The sequence below is a fragment of the Pseudodesulfovibrio halophilus DSM 5663 genome (genome assembly GCF_059568665.1).
On the sequence record NZ_JCANTV010000014.1, the window covers coordinates 64,982 to 85,397 of the forward strand.

General features: G+C 60.8%; 23 protein-coding genes. 5 read left to right on the plus strand and 18 right to left on the minus strand.

Translation table 11 applies throughout. The annotated features are described in order from the left end of the window. Window positions 1-54 precede the first annotated feature (54 nt). From BR24_RS13770 to BR24_RS13850, 17 genes are all read right to left on the minus strand, one after another. Window positions 55-2,157 carry a methyl-accepting chemotaxis protein gene (locus tag BR24_RS13770; protein ID WP_496542058.1) on the minus strand — a complete coding sequence of 701 codons (2,103 nt, stop codon included), beginning with the start codon at window positions 2,155-2,157 and terminating at the stop codon, window positions 55-57. A 207-nt stretch (window positions 2,158-2,364) separates the two neighbouring features. Next, the gene (locus tag BR24_RS13775) at window positions 2,365-2,886 is read right to left on the minus strand and encodes a DUF2062 domain-containing protein (RefSeq protein WP_496542059.1); all 522 of its coding nucleotides are present in this window, start codon (window positions 2,884-2,886) and stop codon (window positions 2,365-2,367) included. Between the two features lie 7 nt (window positions 2,887-2,893). Next, window positions 2,894-4,942, minus strand: coding sequence for an elongation factor G (fusA, locus tag BR24_RS13780; RefSeq protein ID WP_496542060.1), 2,049 nt, complete (start codon window positions 4,940-4,942; stop codon window positions 2,894-2,896). Beyond that, the gene (locus tag BR24_RS13785) at window positions 4,939-5,733 is read right to left on the minus strand and encodes a hypothetical protein (RefSeq protein WP_496542061.1); all 795 of its coding nucleotides are present in this window, start codon (window positions 5,731-5,733) and stop codon (window positions 4,939-4,941) included. Before BR24_RS13785 ends, fusA begins: the two co-directional genes overlap by 4 nt. Before the next feature lie 30 nt (window positions 5,734-5,763). After that, window positions 5,764-6,498 carry an outer membrane protein assembly factor BamD gene (locus BR24_RS13790; RefSeq protein ID WP_496542062.1) on the minus strand — a complete coding sequence of 245 codons (735 nt, stop codon included), beginning with the start codon at window positions 6,496-6,498 and terminating at the stop codon, window positions 5,764-5,766. Window positions 6,499-6,501: 3 nt separating this feature from the next. Continuing rightward, on the minus strand, window positions 6,502-7,422 hold the full coding sequence (trxB, locus tag BR24_RS13795) for a thioredoxin-disulfide reductase (protein ID WP_496542063.1): 921 nt from the start codon (window positions 7,420-7,422) through the stop codon (window positions 6,502-6,504). Window positions 7,423-7,426: 4 nt separating this feature from the next. Then, window positions 7,427-7,747: a thioredoxin gene (gene trxA, locus BR24_RS13800; RefSeq protein ID WP_496542064.1), complete on the minus strand. Its 321-nt coding sequence runs from the start codon at window positions 7,745-7,747 to the stop codon at window positions 7,427-7,429. 144 nt (window positions 7,748-7,891) lie between these two features. Continuing rightward, window positions 7,892-8,959, minus strand: coding sequence for a tRNA (adenosine(37)-N6)-threonylcarbamoyltransferase complex transferase subunit TsaD (gene tsaD, locus BR24_RS13805; RefSeq protein ID WP_496542065.1), 1,068 nt, complete (start codon window positions 8,957-8,959; stop codon window positions 7,892-7,894). Window positions 8,960-8,962: 3 nt separating this feature from the next. Continuing rightward, a complete protein-coding gene (gene fbp, locus BR24_RS13810) occupies window positions 8,963-9,985 on the minus strand; it encodes a class 1 fructose-bisphosphatase (protein WP_496542066.1) in 1,023 nt (340 codons plus the stop codon). A gap of 19 nt (window positions 9,986-10,004) precedes the next feature. Continuing rightward, complete coding sequence (locus BR24_RS13815; protein ID WP_496542067.1) at window positions 10,005-10,799, minus strand: hypothetical protein; 795 nt, start codon at window positions 10,797-10,799, stop codon at window positions 10,005-10,007. Between the two features lie 2 nt (window positions 10,800-10,801). Further along, window positions 10,802-11,617: a tetratricopeptide repeat protein gene (locus BR24_RS13820; protein WP_496542068.1), complete on the minus strand. Its 816-nt coding sequence runs from the start codon at window positions 11,615-11,617 to the stop codon at window positions 10,802-10,804. Beyond that, complete coding sequence (locus BR24_RS13825) at window positions 11,601-11,930, minus strand: FtsB family cell division protein (RefSeq protein ID WP_496542069.1); 330 nt, start codon at window positions 11,928-11,930, stop codon at window positions 11,601-11,603. The genes BR24_RS13820 and BR24_RS13825 overlap by 17 nt, the downstream gene beginning before the upstream one ends. After that, entirely contained in the window at window positions 11,927-12,199 is a 273-nt protein-coding gene (locus BR24_RS13830; protein WP_496542070.1) for a hypothetical protein, read from the minus strand. Before BR24_RS13830 ends, BR24_RS13825 begins: the two co-directional genes overlap by 4 nt. A gap of 17 nt (window positions 12,200-12,216) precedes the next feature. Continuing rightward, a complete protein-coding gene (gene pgsA, locus BR24_RS13835; RefSeq protein WP_496542071.1) occupies window positions 12,217-12,801 on the minus strand; it encodes a CDP-diacylglycerol--glycerol-3-phosphate 3-phosphatidyltransferase in 585 nt (194 codons plus the stop codon). Between the two features lie 9 nt (window positions 12,802-12,810). Continuing rightward, window positions 12,811-13,686, minus strand: coding sequence for an Mrp/NBP35 family ATP-binding protein (locus tag BR24_RS13840; protein WP_496542072.1), 876 nt, complete (start codon window positions 13,684-13,686; stop codon window positions 12,811-12,813). 29 nt (window positions 13,687-13,715) lie between these two features. Further along, on the minus strand, window positions 13,716-14,738 hold the full coding sequence (locus BR24_RS13845; RefSeq protein ID WP_496542073.1) for a DUF368 domain-containing protein: 1,023 nt from the start codon (window positions 14,736-14,738) through the stop codon (window positions 13,716-13,718). Continuing rightward, entirely contained in the window at window positions 14,728-15,369 is a 642-nt protein-coding gene (locus BR24_RS13850; protein ID WP_496542074.1) for a protein-L-isoaspartate(D-aspartate) O-methyltransferase, read from the minus strand. The genes BR24_RS13845 and BR24_RS13850 overlap by 11 nt, the downstream gene beginning before the upstream one ends. Window positions 15,370-15,526: 157 nt before the next feature. Between BR24_RS13850 and BR24_RS13855 the strand changes: the two genes are divergently transcribed. Next, on the plus strand, window positions 15,527-15,952 hold the full coding sequence (locus tag BR24_RS13855; protein WP_496542075.1) for a CBS domain-containing protein: 426 nt from the start codon (window positions 15,527-15,529) through the stop codon (window positions 15,950-15,952). A 121-nt stretch (window positions 15,953-16,073) separates the two neighbouring features. Further along, entirely contained in the window at window positions 16,074-17,405 is a 1,332-nt protein-coding gene (locus tag BR24_RS13860; RefSeq protein ID WP_496542076.1) for a M23 family metallopeptidase, read from the plus strand. A gap of 78 nt (window positions 17,406-17,483) precedes the next feature. Here the strand turns inward: BR24_RS13860 and queF are convergent, their stop codons facing one another. After that, window positions 17,484-17,984, minus strand: coding sequence for a preQ(1) synthase (queF, locus tag BR24_RS13865; protein WP_496542077.1), 501 nt, complete (start codon window positions 17,982-17,984; stop codon window positions 17,484-17,486). A 166-nt stretch (window positions 17,985-18,150) separates the two neighbouring features. Between queF and BR24_RS13870 the strand changes: the two genes are divergently transcribed. The 3 genes from BR24_RS13870 to BR24_RS13880 all read left to right on the plus strand — a co-directional run bounded on the left by BR24_RS13870 (window position 18,151) and on the right by BR24_RS13880 (window position 20,405). Beyond that, complete coding sequence (locus tag BR24_RS13870; RefSeq protein WP_496542078.1) at window positions 18,151-18,792, plus strand: queuosine precursor transporter; 642 nt, start codon at window positions 18,151-18,153, stop codon at window positions 18,790-18,792. Window positions 18,793-19,028: 236 nt separating this feature from the next. After that, window positions 19,029-19,616: a TetR/AcrR family transcriptional regulator gene (locus tag BR24_RS13875; RefSeq protein ID WP_018125667.1), complete on the plus strand. Its 588-nt coding sequence runs from the start codon at window positions 19,029-19,031 to the stop codon at window positions 19,614-19,616. A 486-nt stretch (window positions 19,617-20,102) separates the two neighbouring features. After that, a complete protein-coding gene (locus tag BR24_RS13880) occupies window positions 20,103-20,405 on the plus strand; it encodes a phage regulatory CII family protein (RefSeq protein ID WP_496542079.1) in 303 nt (100 codons plus the stop codon). Window positions 20,406-20,416 lie beyond the last annotated feature (11 nt).

Sequence of the window (20,416 nt, forward strand, 5' to 3'; positions counted from 1 at the left end):
ACTTTTCGTTCTGACAAGATACCGTAGCGCATGTAACTTGTCCTTGCCAGTGCGTTATTTTTTGCCGAGAAAGCGAATTTCGGCACGGGCAGTCTCTTTGTCGAACGGTTTGACGTTCACTGAAATCTTCTCGCCCTTGAAGTCCGCGGCTCCCTGCAGGATGCCCTCGAAGTAGTCGAAAAGGCCGCGGCTGGAGCGATAGTTCATGAACAGCGTGTCACCCTTGTCCTCGTATGTGAACTTGGGCGGCTTGATTCCCGGCACGTCCTTGGTGAGCTGGGCATGCAGCTCGTTCATGCGCAGGAAGAATTCCTTGAGGGACTCGTCCTTGAAGTGGCGCTTGTACATCCTGTAGAACTGACCGACCGTAAAGCGTCCCAGCTTCAGGAAGAAGTCCCTCGGCGTACCGCCCACCTTGTCGGCAACCACTTCGGCCATCTGGTTCAGGACGGTATCGGGATAGCTGCCCGTGGGTAGGAAGACCGGGTTGCCAAGCTCGTTCTGCATGTGGTCGTAAACGTCCTGCCCGTATTTTTCCTTGACGAAATCCTGTGTTATCTTGGGCAGAATCCCCTTCATGACTCCGTCGGACTGGCGCAGTTTCGACTGATCGCTGCTGCCGCTGAAGTCCATGGAGACAGTGAGCAGTTCCTGTGCCAGCTCCGCGAGGTCCCTCGTGGCGCTGGCTGCCTGCCCTGCTCCCTCGTCCGCTTCGCGCGCGACGTAGGCGATGTCCTCGATGCTCTGGCTGATCTCCTCTGCGGCCGCGGACTGTTCCTCGGCAGCAGTGGCGATCTGGGAAACCCGGCTCACCATGTCCTCGATGCGCCCCATAATCTGCTGAAGGGATTCCCCCGCACGGTTGGAAAGGTCCGTGCTCTCCTGCACTTCCCTTTCGGTCTGCGTCATGCTCGACATGGCATGGTTGGACCGCTCCTGAATCGTGTGGATGGCCTCTTCCACTTCCTTGGTGGCGCTCATGGTCTTTTCAGCCAGCTTGCGCACCTCGTCTGCCACCACCGCGAACCCGCGACCGGCCTCGCCCGCCCTGGCCGCCTCAATGGCGGCGTTAAGGGCCAGCAGGTTGGTCTGATCGGCGATGTCATTGATAACACCTATGATTCGGCCGATCTCCTCGGCCTGAGAGTCAAGCTGTCCCACCACCTGCGAGAGCTTGCCGGAGGACTCGGAAACCTTGTTGATGGAGGTCACGGCCTGCGAAACCATCGAAACACCATCTTCGGCGGAGACGCGAGCCTCGTCCGCGGCCTTGGACGTGGCCGAGGCGTTCTGCGCGACCTCCAGCACCGTGGCGGTCATCTCCTCCATGGCCGTGGCGACGGTGTCGGTCTGGCCGCTCTGCTTCTGGGCTCCGCGGGCCTGCTCGTCAGCGGATGCCGAGAGCTCTTCGGAGGCCGAGGCGACCCGCTCCGCGAGGTTGCTGATCTCTCGTCCGACGGAGAGGATGCGCTCCTGCTGCTCCTCAAGCCGCTTCTGACCTTCCATCACGTCGTGCAGGTCAATGAACGACGTCACCGCGCCCCTGATGTCGCCCTTGTCGTCAAATATGGGGGCCACGAAAATCTTGAGCCGATGCACGCTGCCGTTCCAGAGCTCGACATCCGAAACCGTTTCGATCTCCTTCCCGTTAGCCAGCGCCTTGTCGGTCACGGCCTGCCCTTCCCGGTTGTAGAAGGCTTTGCTCACAGTAAAACCGATGATCTGCTCGCGGGGCTTTCCAAGCAGGTCGTTCACCGACTTGGTGGCGATGACTATTCGCCCTTCCCGGTCACAGGCAAGAACCGGGTTCCCCACCACCTGCAGCGCGGTGCGATAAAAATGATGCTCGTCGAGCATTTCAAGCCGCTTGCCCTCCAGAACCTGCATCAGCCCTTCAAGCTCGGTTCCGTTGGCGGCCTCCTGCAGACGGCTCAGGTCCTCATCCTTCGAAAGCCCTTGCGCCAGTGCGGTCAGCTTGGGGGCCGCGGAGCGACCGAAAAACAACGAGACTGCAGCCAGCAGTGCGGCTGTCCCGGCGCAACCGTAAACCAACGCTCCCGAGTCCATGGCAGCGCCGCCGACCGCCCCGAGAGAAAGCAAGACAGTCGCCAACGGCAGAACAACTCCGGCCACACCTCTCCAGCCACCTGCAATCATTGTTTTTCCTCCGTAAAGAGAGCAATTCGAAAACGCCGCAAAAAGAGCACGCGAGTTCAAGGGGTACTGGTTATTTCTGTACTTTCAATCATGTGGAATTGCAACGCGAGAAGAGAAAAAAAGGGTGAAAATAACACCTTAGACACACAACCGTTCCGCAATGAAAAAGCCCCCCGGCAGGGCCGGGGGGCTTCGATGAGTTCAAGGCTAAAGGCGCGTTCGTTTTTTGAGCATCCGCAGCGCTTTCTGCTTCCTGTACTTTCTCACTGAATACAGCGTCACGAAGTAAACGACAATCGCAGCAGGGACTCCTATCAGCAACCCGCCCGCGAGCATGACGCTGAACATTCCCCAGCCAGTTTCGATGAGCTGCTCCATCTCCAGCTTGCCCGGATCGAAGACGATCCCTTCCACGGGCAAGACCGTTTTGCCGACCTTGAAGAGAAAGAGGTAGAACGGCACCATGGTGAAGATATTGGAATAGCAGGTTGCCAGCCATGCGGTGAGCTTGTTGACCCGCATGACAAAGGCCAGCGCGATGACCGTCACGCTCTGGAACGGCAGGATCGGCAGAGCGCCGATGAGCACGCCCAGCGCCATCGCCATTGCGAGATTCCGCGCCGAGGATTTTTGCCTGAGCACGCGCAGATACCAGTAGCGCGACGCCCGTTTCAAATCTATCCAGAGCCGCCTCATGCGCCCTGCGTTCAGGTACCTGCGTCTGCTCATGGGAGGACTAGTCCAGGACATCGAACCGGTCGAACTTCATGACGAAGCCGGCCCTGCCCTGCGTGGCGGAACGCAGATCCGTCGAAAAACCGAAAAGCGAGGCGAGCGGGGCATCGCCGGTAACCAGCTTCTGTCCTGCGCGGTCCACCATGTTGCCGACGCGGGCGCCCTTGCTGCCCATGAGACTGATGACCTCTCCCACGAACTCCTCGGGCACGGAGATTTCCACGCTCATGATGGGCTCGAGCATCCTTGGGCCGGAGTCGCGCAGTGCGCTGCGGACCGCCATGGACGCCGCCATTCGGTATCCCGCGGGCGAGGAGTCCCCCTCCTTCTTGCGCAGCCCAAGCACGCGCACCCGAACATCCTGCACCGGATATCCCTTGACCACGCCGCTCTGAAGCGCGTCGTCCACACCTTCGGCCACGGCTGCGAGCCAGGCATCGGACCAGAGGTCCGGGTCCACTTCAAAGCTGACCTCGCGCCCCTTGCCGCGCTCAAGCGGCTCCACGGAGAGTCGGACGCAGCCGTAATGCACGACCTCGCCCAGTTCGCGATCGAACTCCTCTTCGGCCTCGGCCTTGGCCCCGGGAGTTTCAAGGTAGACCACCTGCGGCTTCCCGGTCCGGGGTTCGAGGGAATACTCACGCCGCAACCGCTCCAGAACCACTTCGAGATGCAACTCGCCCATTCCGGAGAGGATGACCTGTCCAGTCTCCTCTTCCTCCTCCACCACGAGGGTGGGGTCTTCGAGCAGGAACTTCTGAAGCACTTCCTCCAGCTTGTCACCCTCCTCGGAATTTCGCGGTTCGATCGCCACGGAAATGACCGGCTTGTACTCGTCGATGCGTTCCAGCAACGCGGGCGACTCCTCAAGGCTGAGGGTGTCGCCGGTGCGGGCGAACTTCATGCCCGCCGCAGCAACGATGTCCCCGGCAAAGGCGGTTTCGAGCTTTTCCTTGCGTCCGGCGTGCAGGTGGAACAGACGGGCCACCCGCTCCTGCTTGCCCTGCGTTGCGTTGTAGACCGTATCCCCGGCATCAATGCTGCCGGAGTAGACACGGATGAAGGCCAGCTTACGCCCGGAGTCCATCGCCACCTTGAAGACCAGTCCGGCAAGCGGCCCTTTGGTGTCGCATTCGTAGGAAACTGTATTGTGGGTCTCTTCGTCCGTAGCCAGCGCGGGCGGAGTCTCAAGCGGGCTGGGGAGGTAGTGCACCACGCCGTCCACCACGGGCTGCACGCCGCAGTTCTTGAGCGCCGAGCCGGCAAAGACCGGGACGATATCGCGCCTGAGAGTGAGCTCGCGCAACGCCTTGCGGATGCGGTCGGCCGGGACCTCTTCGCCGCCGAGGTACAGGTCGAGCAGTTCCTCGTCCACCTCGGCAGCGGTCTCCACGAGCCGCTCTCGCCACTCCGAAAATCTTTCGACCTCCTCGTCGGTGAGGTCGTATTTCTCCACTTCCGAGCCCTGCTCGCCGGTGAACTCTAGCCGCTTGAGTTCGATGAGGTCGAAAACGCCCCTGAAGTCCTGTCCTTCCCCATCCGGTACGGTCACGGGCACGGGGTTGGCCTTGAGCTTGTCCACCATGGAGTCGAGAACTGCGGTGAAATCCGCGCCGAGCCGGTCCATCTTGTTCACGAAGGTGATCTTGGGAACCCGGTATCGCTCCGACTGCCGCCAGACCGTTTCCGACTGCGGTTCGACGCCGCTCACGGCACAGAACACCCCCACCGCTCCGTCGAGCACGCGCAGGGAACGCTCCACCTCGATGGTGAAGTCCACATGGCCCGGCGTGTCGATGATGTTGACCGTGCCGTCTTTCCAGAGGCAGGTGGTCACCGCCGAGGTGATGGTGATGCCCCGCTCCTGTTCTTCGGGCATGTAGTCCATGGTGGCGGTCCCCTCATGGACTTCCCCGATGCGGTGGATCTTGCCCGAGTAGTAGAGAATGCGCTCCGTCAGCGTGGTCTTGCCGGCGTCGATGTGGGCGATGACGCCGATGTTGCGGAGCTTTTCCAAAAACTTGCGAGTCGGTCCCTTCGCTTTGCTCACGACAGTCCTCCGAGTGTCCAGCGGGTGCGGTTCGTCAGAAAGAGATCACGGGACATGGTGGTATGGACCCAGCAGGCTTCCATGCCCGGCCCGGCAAGGAAATCCGCCTCGAGGAGCCGGTCGCTGAAGACCGCCTTGAGGGGCGCGCCCTTCATGCCGTCCAGTTCCTCGGGGGAGTCCACACGGACAACGCCCTCGGGATGCATGAAGTCGAGTGCGTCCATGTCCGGCCCGTCCCCGACGACGCAAGCGGGTGTGCCGGGGTCCCGCCAGACGGTCAACCCCGGATGTCCGCGAAAGTCTTTGATCGCGTCGCCGAGACACAGGACGACGCCGCGCGCGCCCGTGTCGGTAAAATTCTGAACAAGAGAAAGGAGCTCACCCTCCGCCAGCTCGGCCACGTCTTCCTGGCCTGCCAACTCGAGGGCCGTAAGCTGGGCCTGCGTCCAGCCGCTTCCGGCGTGCACCGTCAGAACGGCCGAGACACCCGAGGCCAGCGCGGGCACAAGCGCCGAGAGCAGCCGCGCGGGCGAAGGCGCCGCGTCATCCGTCACGAGCACGCAGAAGTCCGCCGGAGCCTGCACCGCCTCGACGGTGAAGCCCGCACGGTATTCATGCGAGCAGGCCCGGGAACGCAGGGGATCAGGTCCCCACCATTCCCAGGCCCGGGCTATGCATGTCTTGAGAAGCGCGCGACGATGCGGCGGCGTCGCTTCATAGGCATCGGCAAAACGGTCGTCCTCGGGTACCCGCTCCGCCAGCCATTCGGGAAACGTGAAACCATGATTCATGTTCGTTCCCTCCGGCCCGTGGGGCCCGGGTTAAAGCCATTCTCGAAGCCAGAGGAACCAGCTGTCCTGAATCTGCATCCGCTCTTCTTCGGACAGCGTCTTCTGGTATTCGAAGTAGGCCTGTTTCGCCCGCTTGCCTGCGTAGTCACGAAGGTCCGGGATATCCGAGAAGTTCTCCACCACATACTGATACCGGTGCCACGCGGGCCCGAACTCGCTGCGGGTAAAGAAGAAGTCGGCCACGAACAGCTCGTGCTCCGCGAGAATGCGGCGGCAGCGCTTGATGTATTTACGTGCCTTTTTGCCGTATTCGGTGTCCGGATAGGCCTGCTCTACCCTGTAGAAGTACTCCAGACCTTCCTTGATGTTATCCTGACGGCGGTCGATGGACTCGAACTGATTGAGGTTACTCATCCCGATCTGGAACAGAACATAGGGCATCTGTTCGCTTCCGGGATGCATAGCCTCGAATTCCTTATAGTTATCGACAGCCTGAATGTACTTTTCGTCCATGTAGAAGGCGTCCGCCAGTCCAAGCTCGCCTTTGACGGCATAGGGACTGAACGGGAACCTGTCCTTCAGCTTGGCGAAGTAGTCCTGCGCGGCCTCATAGTGCTCTTCCTGCATTGCGTCGAGACCCGCTTCGTAGAGTTCGAAGGCGGTGTCTTCGGGCGGCGGCAGGAAATAGTAGTCTATGAGACTGCAACCAGATGCCAGCAGAACAAGCATGATGCAGCACGCCCTGAAGGCGGCGACGGCGCGCATACGCTAGTCCTCAAGCTGCTCGAGGTAGGTGAACGCGGAAGTGGCGGCGGTGGCTCCGTCGCCCACTGCGGTGGCTACCTGTCGGCAGAGTTTGGAACGAATGTCCCCAGCGGCGAAGATGCCCGGAACATTGGTGAGCATTTCGTTATCGGTGAGGATGCCGTTCTTGTCGCGCTCCACCTCTTCGGGAACAAAGTCCATGATGGGCTCGAACCCTACGAAGATGAACACGCCGTCCACATCGATGGTGGAAGTTTCGCCGGTCTGGACATTGCGCGTTGCCACCCCCTTGACCTCGGTGTCGCCGACGATTTCGTCCACGACGGTGCTGCGCACCACCTCGATCTTTTCGTTGGTGAAGCACTTGTCCTGATAGCAGACCGCGGCACGGAAATCCTCGCGGCGGTGGATCAGGTAGAGCTTGCGCACGAGACGAGCGAGATACAGGGACTCCTCCAGCGCGGAGTTGCCGCCGCCGATGACGGCCACGGTGCGGTCGCGGTAGAAGTTGCCGTCGCACAGGGCGCAATAGGACACGCCCCGACCGATCATTTCCTGCTCGCCGGGGATGCCCAGCTTGCGGTAGCGGGCGCCGGTGGCGAGGATGATGGACTTGGTGCGCACCACTTCGTCGCCCACGGTCATCTCGTGGTACGGATTCCCGACCTTGATGGATCGCACCTCGTCGTTGAGCATGTCATGAGGATACAGATCGAGCTGCTTGGCGAAGTAATCCGCCAGCTGCCACCCTTCGAGTCCGTCTGGGAACCCGGGGTAGTTCTCGATCTTCTCGGTCATGAGCACCTGCCCGCCGGGGGAGAGCTTCTCGACCATCGCGGTCTTCACGCCCGCGCGCAAAAGATAAAGGGCAGCCGTCATACCTGCCGGCCCGCCCCCTATGACAACGGCGTCGTAATCACGCATGGAATTACAGGGCCTTTTTGGTGATCATTTCCTTGATGCTGCTCTTGGAGACAGCGCCGGTGCTCTGGTCAACCACTTCACCGTCCTTGAACAGGATCAGGGTGGGGATGGCGCGGATGCCGTACTTGCCGGGGGTGCCGGAGTTCTCGTCCACGTTCATCTTGAGCACTTTGACCTGACCTTCGTATTCGCTGGCCAGTTCGTCGATGACCGGACCCATTGCGCGGCACGGACCGCACCAGGGAGCCCAGAAATCGATCAGCACGGGAACGTCGCTCTTAAGTACTTCCTGTTCGAAGTTGGCGTCGGTGAGTTGTTCAGCCATGAGATAGCTCCTTTCATTTTGTCCGGCAGCGCCGGTGTACTGTCTTTTTTGTTCCTGCCTTTGCGCAGGTGATCCGAGTCAATAGAAATAGTGTCCCCTATGCGCCCTGTCAAGCAGGAACGGGGAAACACCCGCTTCTTCGGACTATTTTGCAATCCAGTCGTGCGGCACGGTACGCCCGCGCGGCACGGCTTCCAGAGAAAGATCATGATACATGTCGCGCCGGGCGAGCATCTCTCCCGCGGCGGCGACCATGGCGGCGTTGTCGGTACACAGGGAGAACCCCGGCAGCACCAGCTCAACGCCCTTTTCCCGCGCCAGATTTGCCATGAACCCGCGGATCATGGAGTTCGCTGCAACTCCGCCCGCGACCACGAGAGCCCTTGCGTCGGGCACCTTCTTCAACGCGCGCTCCACCTTGATCCGCAAGGTGTCGGCCACGCTCCAGTTGAAGGACGCGCACACGCCGGATAGTCTCGCGCGCCTGTCGACATCAAGCTCATCCAGCGCCGAGGCCTCCATGCGCTCCAGCACCAGCTCCGGGTGCTTGCCCACGTAGTTCGCCACAGCCGTCTTGAGCCCGCTGAAGCTGAAGTCGAGGCTGGCGTTGTCCACATAGGCCCGCGGGAAAAGCGACGTGTCAGGCTCGGACTCCTGCCCCAGCTCATCGAGGTGCTTACCGCCGGGGTATGGAAAATTGAGGAGTTTTGCGACCTTGTCGAAAGCCTCTCCCGCGGCGTCGTCGAGGGTTCTGCCGAGCAGCTCGAACTCGACCGGCGAATCCACGCGATACGTATGAGTGTGCCCGCCGGAGACCAGCAGCCCCACGGCCGGGAAGACAAGCTCACGTTCGAGCGACGGAGCCAGCAGGTGCGCCCAGAGGTGGTTGACCCCCGTAAGCCGGGCGCCGGTGAAGAGAGACAGGGTCTTGGCAAAACTGACTCCCACCAGCAGCGCGCCGAGCAGCCCCGGACCGCGAGCCACGGCGATGGTATCCAGCTCATCCGGGCTTTTTCCGGTGCGCTCCATGAGCGTTCGGAACAGGACCGGCAGCACCCGAAGGTGCTCGCGGGAGGCGATCTCGGGAACCACGCCGCCGAACACCGCGTGGACGTCCACCTGCGAGGCCAGTTCCTGCGCCACGAGGCGACCGTCCTCGACGAGCGCAACGGCGGTCTCGTCGCAGGAGGTCTCGATACCCAGCGTCAGCATCAGCTATCCCTTGGCGTCATGTTCGCGATAGATTTCGCGCACCTTCAGGACGTCCTCGCGAGAACCTATGAACAGCGGCGTGCGCTGGTGCAGGTGGTCCACTTCCAGTTCAAGGACGCGGTTGCGGCCGTCCACGGCCATGCCGCCCGCCTGCTCCACGATGAAGGCCATGGGGTTGGCCTCGCAGGTCAGGCGCAACTTGCCCTTGGGCTTCTTGGGATCGCGGTTGTCCGCCGGATACATGAAAATCCCGCCGTAAATCAGGTTGCGGTGGAAATCCGCCACCAGCGAGCCAATGTAACGCCCGCTGTAGGGCTTGCGGCGGTTGTTGTCCGTGGACTTGAAATATTCGAGTATTTCCTTGGTCGGCTCATCCCAGTAACTGTAGTACCCCTCGTTGACCGAGTATACGCGGCCCTGCTCCGGGATACGAATATTGGGGTGCGACAGCAGGAACTCCCCGACGCCGGGGTCGAGCGTGAATCCGTGAACTCCGTCTCCCGTGGTGAAGACGAGCATGGTTGAGGTGCCGTAGAGCACGTACCCGGCGGCCACCTGGTGCAGCCCCGCCTGAAGCACGTCCGAGGAGAGCAGATGGCTGTCCTCGGGGCTCACGCGCTTGAAGATGGAGAAGATGGTCCCGATGTTGACGTTCACGTCGATGTTGGAAGAGCCGTCGAGCGGGTCGAAGATGCAGACGTAGTCGCCCAGCGGCAGTCCGTGCGGCACCTCGATGATGTCCGCGTTTTCCTCGGAGGCCATGGCGCAGAGCACGCCGGAGCGGGCCAGCCGGTGGATGAGGATGCGGTTGGCATACTCGTCCAGCTTCTTGACTTCTTCGCCCTGAACGTTGGTCTTGCCGGTAAAGCCGAGCACGTCCACGAGCCCCGCCTTGTTCACTTCCCGGTTGATGATCTTGGCCGAGAGCACGATCTCGTTGAAAAGTCGGGTGAACTGTCCTGTGGCACCGGGGATGCGTTTCTGGTGCAGAAGAAGATGTTCGGTGACGGTTACCTGCTGAGGCACGCTGACTCCTTCGTCGTCTTTAGAACCACCAGATTTCGCCGTCCGCTCCGGGATCGACGCTTTCCGTGGCGTAGATATAGCAATCCTGCCCGAGATACCGGGCAAGCCAAGTATAATATTTGTCGCCCACCTTCACCTGCCCCTGAACGTCATCCTCGAGGACTTCGTCCCACGGGACTTCCAGCAGGCCCTTCCGGTCGACTTCCCCTGCATTCACCGACCAGACGTCGCCTCCGGGGTGGATAACCAGCAGCTCCGAAGGCTCGGGGCTCAGCCTGATGAGGCTGCGCGGGTCGAACCCGGCGATGATCAGCCCCTTGAAGCTCACATCCTCAAAGTAGGGTGTGCCGATATAGAGCTCGGGACCGAGGTCAGGGTAGTCGGCCACGGTCTTGATGAACGTCCGCCGCCACTCGGCCTCGAACACAAGCGGTTCGCTGAAACGCTTGAACGGCACTTCAGGACGCTGTTCGATGATCTTGCCGTCCTTGTCGGTCACGATGAGCCGGTTCACCCACGGAAAGCGCACGAACATGAGGTCCTGCCATTCCTGATCGGGCATGGTGTCCTTGTCTTCAAGGAAACGGGTCATGGACGCGAGCGGACCGTCCACGGGCGTGAAGAGCTTGGCGAGCTTTTCCTGATTCGGGTTCTCGAATTCATAGGCGTCGGTCTCGATCTCCGGCTTTACGTCGACCCAGCCCTTGGCCTCTTCGAAAGAGCCCTTCATGTACTTCTTGGTATCGTACCAGGCTTTGCAGCCGGAGGTCGCCAGCACGGCGCCGACCAGCATGAAAGCGATCAGTCGTTTCATTTTCATTCCCGGGGGCTCCCCCGCTCCGCGGCCCGCGCCTCGAAGCGCGCGGCGAGCATCTCCAGCGTGCTCAGGAGGCGGCTCTTGGAGTGCGTGCTGAACGGGTCTTCCCCTGCTTGGTTCGTTTGTCCGCCGATCTGCGCCTGCAGCTCGGCGATTCGTTCCTCGATGGCCGGACGGGACTCTGCCGGGGCGGACGCGAGAAGGTGCCTGTATATCTCCAGCGCACCGCGGTTGTCGCCCTGCGACGCCAGCAATTCCGCCATGGTTCTGGTCTGCAGGCTCCCGCTGTCGGGCCGGACCACGTCTTCTTCATCGATGTGCCCGTCAAGCTCCTCGACCTCGGGCATGGTCGGCATGGCCGGCTCGGCCGCGGCTTCGCCGGAAGGCGCGGGGAGCGGTTCGCCAACAAGCCGACCCGAGAGGGAGCCGATACCTTCGAAAACAACGTCGGTCCAGTTGATCTTTTCACCCGAGAGGTTGGCGGAGACCAGCATCAGAAAAACCGCCAGATCGCGGTTTTCCGTGGTAAGGCTCCTGGCCCATGTACGCCAGAAGGACTGGTTCTCCCGCAGCGGCGACACGGCCCGGTCGAGGTGGGAGTGCACCTCCTCTTCCCGTCCGAGCTCGGAAAGCACGTGGATCAGCAGCAGGCGGGCCTCGAAGAAGTCCGGGTGCCTGTCCAGCCCCTTCCGCAGCGTTACCGCCGCGTCGTCAAGATTGCCGAGCTCGACGAAGAGCTTTGCCAGCGGAAAGAAGACCTTGGAACCGGGTTCCAGGGAAAGGACTTCCTGATACCATTCAATTTTCGCTTTCATCGTTCGCCTCTGGGCCTTTATTCCCCGGTTCGGGGAACACGTACAGTATTTCGCCCTCTCGCACGAAGTTCAGCCGTTCCCTGACTATCTTTTCCTGATATTTCTCGTCATTCTTGAGGCGTTTGATCTCCCGGGTCAACTCCACGTTGCGCTCCTCGGCCTTTTCAAGCCGCCGGACCAACTGGTCGTGCCGGTCCTTGAGGTCCGCATACGCGAAAATGCTCTGGTCGCTCCAGAGGAGTCTGAACAGCAGCAGCAGGTTGACGGCGACCAGCACCGCCAGAACCATGTTCCGGGCGACATCTCGCATCATTGCAGCCTTGAGTCGTCAGTCGCGGCGGTTTCCGACACGGCCCCCTCAAGTTCCTTGAGAAAGTTTTCCGTGGCCTTCTCGATGCGCCGGACGTCTTCCTCACCGACCCCTTCCACGTCGATCTTGCCGAGGAAGGATTTGAGCACCTCGAATTCCTCGAGCAGGGCATCGCCCAGCTCGAGTTGCTCCAACTGCGGCTCCAGCTCCAGAATGGTGCGGAGACAGTTGGTGATGCGAACAAGATGGTTGGTCAGGTCGTTTCCGGCCATTTCCGCCTCGATTGCGATCAGTTCTCCTCAGATACTAACCATGTTTTATAAAAACTGTACAGATAGTTCGCTCCGGAAATAACCGTGAGGGCCACCGCAGCCCAGAACAGAATCTGCCCCGGAATGCGCACATCGTACCCCATGAAGGGGTAGTGCCAGAGCAGCGGCACCATGGCGAATATCTGCAACACCGTCTTGAGCTTGCCGAACTTGTCCGCTGCGATGACCTTGCCCATGTCGGAGGCCACGGCGCGCATGCCGGTGACTGCCACCTCACGGCCCACGATGATGATCACGGCCCACGCCGGGACTCGCCACTCCGGGCCGAGGCGCACCAGCATGATCAGGATGGAACAGATCAGCAGCTTGTCCGCCAGCGGATCCAGAAACTTCCCGAGATTGGTGATGGTATTCTGCTGACGGGCTATCATGCCGTCGAAAAGATCCGTCGCCGAAGCGATGATGAAAAGCACGCAGGATGCGTAGGCCCAGAATCTGGCACCGGTCCACAGTTCCAGATACAGCAGACCCACGATGACCGGAGCGGCCACGATGCGGGTCAGCGAGAGACAATTGGGCAGGTTGAGTACCTTGTTGGCCATTTGTTCCGCCTAATCGGGAGTGGAGGCGGCTGCCTCCAGACTGTTTTCCGCGGCTTTCGCCACGTTGTCGGCCAGCTCGAGGAAGGCCTTCTTGGCAAAGGAGTCCTCTTCGAGCAGGACTACCGGCACGCCACGATCTCCAGCGACAACCGTGGTCGGATCAAGCGGGATGCCGCCGAGGAAGTCCAGCCCGTAACGTTCGGCCAGTTCGCGGCCGCCGCCCTTCTTGAACAGGTCGATGCTCTCGTGGCAGTGCGGACAGACCATGCCGCTCATGTTCTCCACCACGCCGAGGATGTTGGCCTTGGCGTACTGGAGGAAATTGATCGATTTGCGCACATCCGAAAGCGACACCTCCTGCGGCGTGGTAACCACGATGGAGAGCGCCTCGGGGACGGTCTTCATGACCGTCATGGGCTCGTCGCCGGTGCCCGGAGGCGAGTCGATGACGAGAAAGTCCAGTTCCCCCCACTGCACGTCGGAGATGAACTGCCGGATGGCCGAGGTCTTCATGGGGCCGCGCCAGAGAACGGCCTGATCCGGGTCCTCCAGCAGGGACTCCATGGAAACCACGGAGAGATTGTCGTTGTACTTCTTGGGCATCACGAGCGACCCGCGCTCGATGTCGAGGGTGCCTGAAATGCCGAGCAGGTTCGGGACGCTCGGGCCGTGAACATCCACATCCAGAATACCTACCTTGTACCCCTTGGCCGCAAGCGCGGCGGCGACATTCACCGTCACCGAGCTTTTGCCCACGCCGCCCTTGCCGCTCATGACGAACAGCTTGTGCCTGATGTTCTTCAGGGTCGAGCGGATAAGCTGGTTCTGAATTTCGTGCTTGGCGTTGGCGTCGCCGCCTGAGCAGGATTTGCAGTTCTCACTCACTGTATTTCACCTTTTGCTTGTCGGACATTTCAACCGGCCGCCCGTTCCCCGCGGCGCTCCCTCGCGGAAAGCCTGTCGAGCAGGAAAACGGCGGCGGCCCCCGTCAAAGCGAGCAACACGGCCAGCCAGAAGGCGCCGTCCACCGCCGGGGGCAGAATATTCTGTTCGCTCAACACATGCACCTTGCCGCGGATGACGGTGCTCTCCAGCACCTCTTTCCACGGCCAGACCTTGCGCAGTGCGCCTATCATGAACCCGGTCAGCACGCTGACCGTCGCCGCGTGCCATCTGCCCAGAAGATAGTGCAGGATGCGCGAAAACACAACAATGCCGCAGGCCGCGCCAACAGCGAATATGCCGATGGTCGCCAGACTCCCCGGATCGAAGGGATTGCGAAGCGCGCCGGTGACATAAGCATATTTTCCCAGCAGCAACAGAATGAACGCTCCGCTGATGCCCGGGAGAATCATGGCACAGATGGCGAGGGAACCGCAAAGGAATATGAACCACGGCGTCTCCGGCGTTGTCACAGGGATCATCCCCACCAGCCAGAAACTGAAGACGGCTCCGGCTGCGAGACAGGTGGCGTTGGCTGCGCCGAGCCCTCCCGCCCTGCGGCCCACGACCACCACGGAAGCCGCGATGAGTCCGAAAAAGAGCGCCCATACGTGTACCGGATGGTTGAGAAGCAGGTGATGTATCACGCGCGCCATGCCGACCACTGCCACCCCGATGCCCAGCAGCAGGCTCAAAAGAAAGCGCAGGTGGATACCGGACAGCGCCCCGGCCAGATCGAGCCGCAGCAGCTTCCGGAGAAATTCGAGATCAAAGGAGCGGATGGCCTCCACGAGGTCGTCGTAGATGCCGGTGATGAAAGCGATGGTCCCGCCGGAAACGCCCGGAATGATATCGGCCGCGCCCATGCACAGCCCTTTGAGGCCAAGCAGCAGCGCAGCCGGGAGCGAACTCGGGCCGGGGGATGCCATGAAGGCGGATTTCAGGGGGGACTGTTCGTTCACGGGCCCTTCGGGGTGTTTGGGTCTACCAGCCATGCGAACCGACCAGGTCCACGAAGGCCACATCGCCGAGGTCCTGCTCCTCGACCCTGCTGTCCTGCTTGATGACGAGCACCAGCCGCTGCCGCCGTCTGGAATCGCCCACCGGTATCACCAGTCGTCCGGGGTCGGCGAGCTGGTCCACCAGCGGCTGCGGCACCTGCGGCCCGCCCGCCGTCACGATGATGCGGTCGTACGGGGCTTCCTCGGGCCAGCCGAGCGTCCCGTCGTCCAGCTTGGGCCGTATGGAGAAGAGGCGCATGTCGGCAAAGCGCTTGCGCGCGGCGAAAAACAGCTTCCTGATGCGCTCCACCGTGTGCACCTCGGCGCCCATATGCGCCAGTATTGCGGCCTGATACCCCGAGCCGGTGCCGATTTCCAGCACTTTCATGCCCGGCCGTACCTGAAGGATTTCGCTCATGAGGGCCACGATATAGGGCTGCGAGATGGTCTGCCCTTCGCCGATGGGCATGGGCGAATCGGAGTAGGCCTTGGCCGCCAGCGCAGACTCCACGAACTTGTGCCTCGGCACCGCACGCATGGCTTCGAGCACCGCGGGATCGCTCACCCCGCGTGCTTCAATCTGGTCCTTCACCATGCGCTCGCGCGACCTGCGCGGATCTATCATTTCCCCTCCCGAGGCCTTACGATCGTATCGTGCTGCGGATGCTTACCCCATTTTGGCCGCAAGTCAACATTTCACGCCTCGCGGCCGGGCGGTTATCCTTGACAGCCCCATGGCGTTGCGGGATGCTCCAAGCTGAGACAAACCCACGGAGGTAGCCATGTTCACGATCTGCGACTGGATGTCCAGCCCCGTCTTTTCGCTTTACGAAACGGACACCCTGCATCATGCAAAGTCATTGATGAACCTCCAGCGAATCCGCCACATCCCCATCGTGGACGCCGCCGGTCGCTTTGTCGGCCTCATCACGCACCGGGACATTCTCTCCGCGACCATTTCCAAGCTGGCGGACCTCGACGCCGATACCCAGCGCGAGATCGACTCGGGCATCCCCATCCGGGAGATCATGCGTGTGGACGTGCACACCTGCACGCCGGAGACACCGCTCAAGGAGGCCGCCGAGATTCTGCTCAACCACAAGTACGGCTGCCTGCCGGTACTGGAGGAGGGCAGACTTCAGGGCATCCTGACCGAGGCCGACTTCCTCAAGCTCGCCATCGACCTCATGAACGCTCTGGACCGCTGACGCATAGCCGCATCCCCTCCGGGTGCGGGTTCGATCAAAGTCCTCTTGTCTTCCCGGCCCGCCATGTGTAGACATATTCTAGATTATTACGCAACGGAAAACACCGGGAGACCATACAACCATGAGCCATGATAAGAAATCCAACATCACGGGCTACCTTTTCACACTGCTTGCCGTGGCCGTGCTGGCCGCGGGCAGCTGGTTCGTCTTTCGAGACACCCAGCCCCCCGCGCTGAGCATCGCCCCCGACACTGCGGACATCAACCGCGAAGCCGAGATCACCATCAAGGCGTCCGATCCGGGCAGCGGCCTCAAATGGGTCGAAGCCAAGGCCGTTCAGGACGGCAAGGAGCACACCCTTTTTCGCAAGGAGCTGCCACAGGGAACGGGCAGCTTTACCCAGACCGTGGTCTTCGACAAGGAGCGCGTCAAGGAAGGCGGGTTCACCCTCGAAGTCACCGCACGCGACGCTTCCCTCTATCCTTTCGGAGAGGCGGGAATGTCTTCGGCCTCCAAAGAGTTCACCCTCGACGACACCGCGCCGCGCATCTACGTGAAGACCCACACCACCAACCTGAACCAGGGCGGCACCGGGGTCGTGGAGTTCGCCCTGTCCGAACCGGCCGGGAAGGTGGGCATCAAGGCCGGCGACCGTTTCTTCCCCGCCTATGAACGCGAGGGGACGCAGGACCGCAGCTACTTCTGCATGTTCACCCTGCCCTGGGACACCTCGCCCGCCGAGTTTTCTCCGATCATCACCGCCGAGGACAAGGCGGGCAACGCCGCAGGCCGCTCCTTCAACTACCACGCGAACCCCCGCAACTTCCGCAGGGACCGCATCGGCCTGTCCGACGGCTTCATGGAGCGCGTGCTGCCGCAGTTCACCGACTTTGTCAGCGACGTCCAGGGCGGCCTGCTCGAACAGTATGTGAAGGTCAACAACGACCTGCGCAAACAGAACGCCGAGAAGATTCGCGAAATCGGCCGCGATACCGCCTCCGAGCCGCTGTGGGAGGGCGAATTCAAGCGCCTGCCCAATGCCGCCAACCGCGCCCGCTTCGCCGACTATCGCGACTACATGTACAAAGGCAAAGTGGTGGACAACCAGACCCACCTCGGCCTCGACCTCGCCAGCATCCGCCACGCGCCCATTCCGGCCGCCAACACCGGCAGGATCGTGTTCGCGGACTTCTTCGGCATCTACGGCAACTGCGTCATCATCGACCACGGCCTCGGCCTGCAGACGCTCTATTCGCACATGAGCCAGATCGACGTGCAGCCCGGAGAGGCCGTGAGCAAGGGCGACATCATCGGCCGCACCGGCGCCACCGGGCTGGCCGGCGGCGATCATTTGCACTTCGGCGTCTACGTATCCGGTACTCCCGTCCAGCCGTTGGAGTGGTTCGACGGCCACTGGATCAGGAACAACATCAGCCGAAAGCTCGGTAACTAGACTGGCAACCATACGCAAAACGAAAGGCCGCTCCGATTCCGGGGCGGCCTTTTTGCATGCAATTGCACGAAGCGGCAATCACCCTTCGTGCCTTCCGCTCTCTCTTTTCCAGCTCTCAACGTAATCCCGAACCGCTCCGAGCATCTCGGAGTCTTCCTTGAAACGCTCGGCGAACACGTGCAGACGGGTGCCGCCGCGCGGCGCGAAAAGGCCCTTCACCCGGCACCAGTGTGGCTGCAGGACGCTGAAGAAGTCATCCAGCATGGAGTTGGTGATCGTTTCCATGAAGGATTGATGATTCCGGAACGCGAACATGTAGAGTTTGAAGCTCTTGGATTCCACGATGTGCCGGTCGGGGACATATTCCACAATGATGGTGGCAAAGTCCGGCTGGCCGGTCACCGGGCAGAGGGAGGTGTACTCCGGAAACTCGATGGAAACCATGTAGGGGCGGTCGGGGTGATTGTTGGGGAAGGCCTCCAGGATGTCCGCCGAAGGACCTTCCAGCCTGTACCCGGTCTCTCCGCCCTGGCCCAAGGTTTTCAGATGAACAGTCTGATCCTTGCTCTTGGTGGTCATGAAAATGCTCCTTTTAAGTGATTGTGAGGCGTCCTTTTTGACTTTTCGAGGGCGTACTGGCAAGTCTTCGTGCAGGGTAATGTACCGCCGGGGACTGTCTTCCCCCAAGCGGAACGGAGCATCCCGCTCCATCCTTCACGGAATGTACATCCTACAAGGAGTCGTCATGGAACCTGTTTCCCGCAGGGGCTACACCCTGCTCGTCAGCCTGTTCATAGGCTCGCTCGTGGCTGCGGCCTTCATATCGAGCAAAATCGTCACCATTTTCGGACTCGCGGTCCCCGCCGGGGTGCTGGCCTATTCCATCACCTTCGCGGCCTCGGACATCATCGGGGAGGTATGGGGACGCGAAAGCGCCTCGGAAGTGGTGCACGCGGGACTGGCGGCAATGGTAGCCGCCACGGTGTTGGCGTATCTCGCCGTCGAGTGGCAGGGCGCGGCCTTCTGGACCGGACAGGAGGCCTTCGCGTCGGTCATCGGCAACACGCCTCGGATCGTGGCAGCTTCGCTTTGCGCCTACTTCGTCAGCCAGCGAAACGACGTCTGGCTCTTCCACGTGCTCAAGCGGCTCACGCGGGGGCGTCACCTCTGGCTTCGCAACAATCTCTCCACCATGGTCTCCCAGCTCCTCGACTCGACCATCTTCGTTACGGTCGCGTTCTGGGGCGTAATGCCGGTGGGCGAGATCATTCTGGGCCAGTGGGCCGCCAAGATGCTCGTTGCGGCCCTCGACACCCCGGTGGTTTATGCCGGGGTGGCCGCCCTGAGAAACATCGGCACCAAGCCCGAAGCACAACCCGCGACCTGATGGTATTCGCCCCGCTCATCATGAGCGGGGCAAGAAAAACGGCAATGGCCACCGAGGGCGATATCCAGCGTTTCCAGATTGTTATATTATTCACAACCCCCGAGAGCCCGCGCGCTCTCTAGTTTTTTGAAAAAAATCGCCCTGACCTATTGACACTGATTGATCGATCAATATATGACTGACTCCAGGTTGATTGACGAATCAATCAAAACCGTCCGGACACAAAGGCTCGTACTATGACAAAGAAGGAATCCATCCTAACGGCTGCCCAGGAGGCCTTCGGGCAAAACGGGTACTCAAGAACGACGATGAAGGACGTCTCCACACGTGCAAACGTCTCGTTCGGGTTGGTTTCTCACTATTACGGGAACAAGCAAGACCTGTTCATCGCAGCGGGCTCGGCCATGGTCGACAGCGTTATCGAGCACCTGCGGGAAGCGACCGGAAACGCGAAGAACGGACTGGACGCGATTCATAATTACATGACCGCGTATTTCGACTTCACGAATGCACACAGGATGACGTTCCCGGTCCTGTTGCGCTGCTCGCCCTTCTCCCACATCGAGCCGGGAGTGGACGCAAGCAGGGTCGCTGAAAAGTTTCAGGTCATTATCGACACCATTCGGGAGTGTGTGTCGATGGGAATCACGGATGGAAGCATCAGGGAAATGCCGGTCGAAGAAGCGTCCCTGATCATCTACGGCAATATTGTCGGTGCCGTAAGGACCAAGCTCCTCACCCCTTACGGCACCGACAATATATACGACGAGACCACGAAGTTCACGCTTCGCAGTCTCAAGCCGCAGTCAGCGGATTGCGGATAAGGGTGACAAAAAGATTTTTCGGACACTACGTCAACCGAATTGCCTGGGGCTTCAAATTTAGGAGCGGCTCGAGCGGGTCCCGCAGTCCCGCATCGAACACCCAAGCGAATTAGCCATCAATCGGACACCTCCGAACGGCGACAGAACCGGACCGCAACCCTATTCTGTACCGACCCCCCTGTCTGATTTGGCCATCAACCGGGCCACCCTCCCGGGAACGGGGCGACTCCCAACAGAGTCGCCCCGTTTTTTTGTGTTGCACCATGCAACACCTGCGACATAATACAACACCATGCGACACCTGAGACACTTCCTGCGACAATTTCGGACTCAGCCATTTCCGAAGCGTTATCTTTAGACTTTTTATAACCGGTTACAATAAATGACTTCCCGCTGAAAACACACGTCAACCCGAGTCTTGGCACACACCTTGCTTTTAACAAGAGACCGCCTGCCTGACGCAGGCACCAAAGCAATGGAGGAACCATGCTTAGCAAGAGTGTCACCAAGGTTGTTCAGGACTGCATTCTCGACAGCGGCATCCAGGCCAAAGACGTGGCCGAAAAGATCGGCAAGCCCTACTCCACGCTCATGAGAGAGATCAACCCGTTCGACTCCAGCGCGAAGCTGGGAGCCGAGACGCTGCTCGACATCGTGCGCGTGACCAAGGACACCCGGCCGCTGCGGTTCATGGCTGCGGAAATGGGATACGCGCTCGAATCCGTTTCCCGCGATGATTCTTCCTATAATTACGCAGGAGATGTTTACGAAACCGCGGAAGCGGGCTAAATTTCCTGCAG

What these genes read in the sequence shown, in the direction of transcription:
- BR24_RS13770 (WP_496542058.1), bottom strand. Translation starts at nt 2,157, where the DNA reads ATGATTGCAGGTGGCTGGAGAGGTGTGGCCGGAGTTGTTCTGCCGTTG.
- BR24_RS13775 (WP_496542059.1), bottom strand. Translation starts at nt 2,886, where the DNA reads ATGAGCAGACGCAGGTACCTGAACGCAGGGCGCATGAGGCGGCTCTGG.
- BR24_RS13785 (WP_496542061.1), bottom strand. Translation starts at nt 5,733, where the DNA reads ATGAATCATGGTTTCACGTTTCCCGAATGGCTGGCGGAGCGGGTACCC.
- BR24_RS13790 (WP_496542062.1), bottom strand. Translation starts at nt 6,498, where the DNA reads ATGCGCGCCGTCGCCGCCTTCAGGGCGTGCTGCATCATGCTTGTTCTG.
- trxB (WP_496542063.1), bottom strand. Translation starts at nt 7,422, where the DNA reads ATGCGTGATTACGACGCCGTTGTCATAGGGGGCGGGCCGGCAGGTATG.
- trxA (WP_496542064.1), bottom strand. Translation starts at nt 7,747, where the DNA reads ATGGCTGAACAACTCACCGACGCCAACTTCGAACAGGAAGTACTTAAG.
- tsaD (WP_496542065.1), bottom strand. Translation starts at nt 8,959, where the DNA reads ATGCTGACGCTGGGTATCGAGACCTCCTGCGACGAGACCGCCGTTGCG.
- BR24_RS13815 (WP_496542067.1), bottom strand. Translation starts at nt 10,799, where the DNA reads ATGAAACGACTGATCGCTTTCATGCTGGTCGGCGCCGTGCTGGCGACC.
- BR24_RS13820 (WP_496542068.1), bottom strand. Translation starts at nt 11,617, where the DNA reads ATGAAAGCGAAAATTGAATGGTATCAGGAAGTCCTTTCCCTGGAACCC.
- BR24_RS13825 (WP_496542069.1), bottom strand. Translation starts at nt 11,930, where the DNA reads ATGATGCGAGATGTCGCCCGGAACATGGTTCTGGCGGTGCTGGTCGCC.
- BR24_RS13830 (WP_496542070.1), bottom strand. Translation starts at nt 12,199, where the DNA reads ATGGCCGGAAACGACCTGACCAACCATCTTGTTCGCATCACCAACTGT.
- pgsA (WP_496542071.1), bottom strand. Translation starts at nt 12,801, where the DNA reads ATGGCCAACAAGGTACTCAACCTGCCCAATTGTCTCTCGCTGACCCGC.
- BR24_RS13845 (WP_496542073.1), bottom strand. Translation starts at nt 14,738, where the DNA reads ATGGCTGGTAGACCCAAACACCCCGAAGGGCCCGTGAACGAACAGTCC.
- BR24_RS13850 (WP_496542074.1), bottom strand. Translation starts at nt 15,369, where the DNA reads ATGATAGATCCGCGCAGGTCGCGCGAGCGCATGGTGAAGGACCAGATT.
- BR24_RS13855 (WP_496542075.1), top strand. Translation starts at nt 15,527, where the DNA reads ATGTTCACGATCTGCGACTGGATGTCCAGCCCCGTCTTTTCGCTTTAC.
- BR24_RS13860 (WP_496542076.1), top strand. Translation starts at nt 16,074, where the DNA reads ATGAGCCATGATAAGAAATCCAACATCACGGGCTACCTTTTCACACTG.
- queF (WP_496542077.1), bottom strand. Translation starts at nt 17,984, where the DNA reads ATGACCACCAAGAGCAAGGATCAGACTGTTCATCTGAAAACCTTGGGC.
- BR24_RS13870 (WP_496542078.1), top strand. Translation starts at nt 18,151, where the DNA reads ATGGAACCTGTTTCCCGCAGGGGCTACACCCTGCTCGTCAGCCTGTTC.
- BR24_RS13875 (WP_018125667.1), top strand. Translation starts at nt 19,029, where the DNA reads ATGACAAAGAAGGAATCCATCCTAACGGCTGCCCAGGAGGCCTTCGGG.
- BR24_RS13880 (WP_496542079.1), top strand. Translation starts at nt 20,103, where the DNA reads ATGCTTAGCAAGAGTGTCACCAAGGTTGTTCAGGACTGCATTCTCGAC.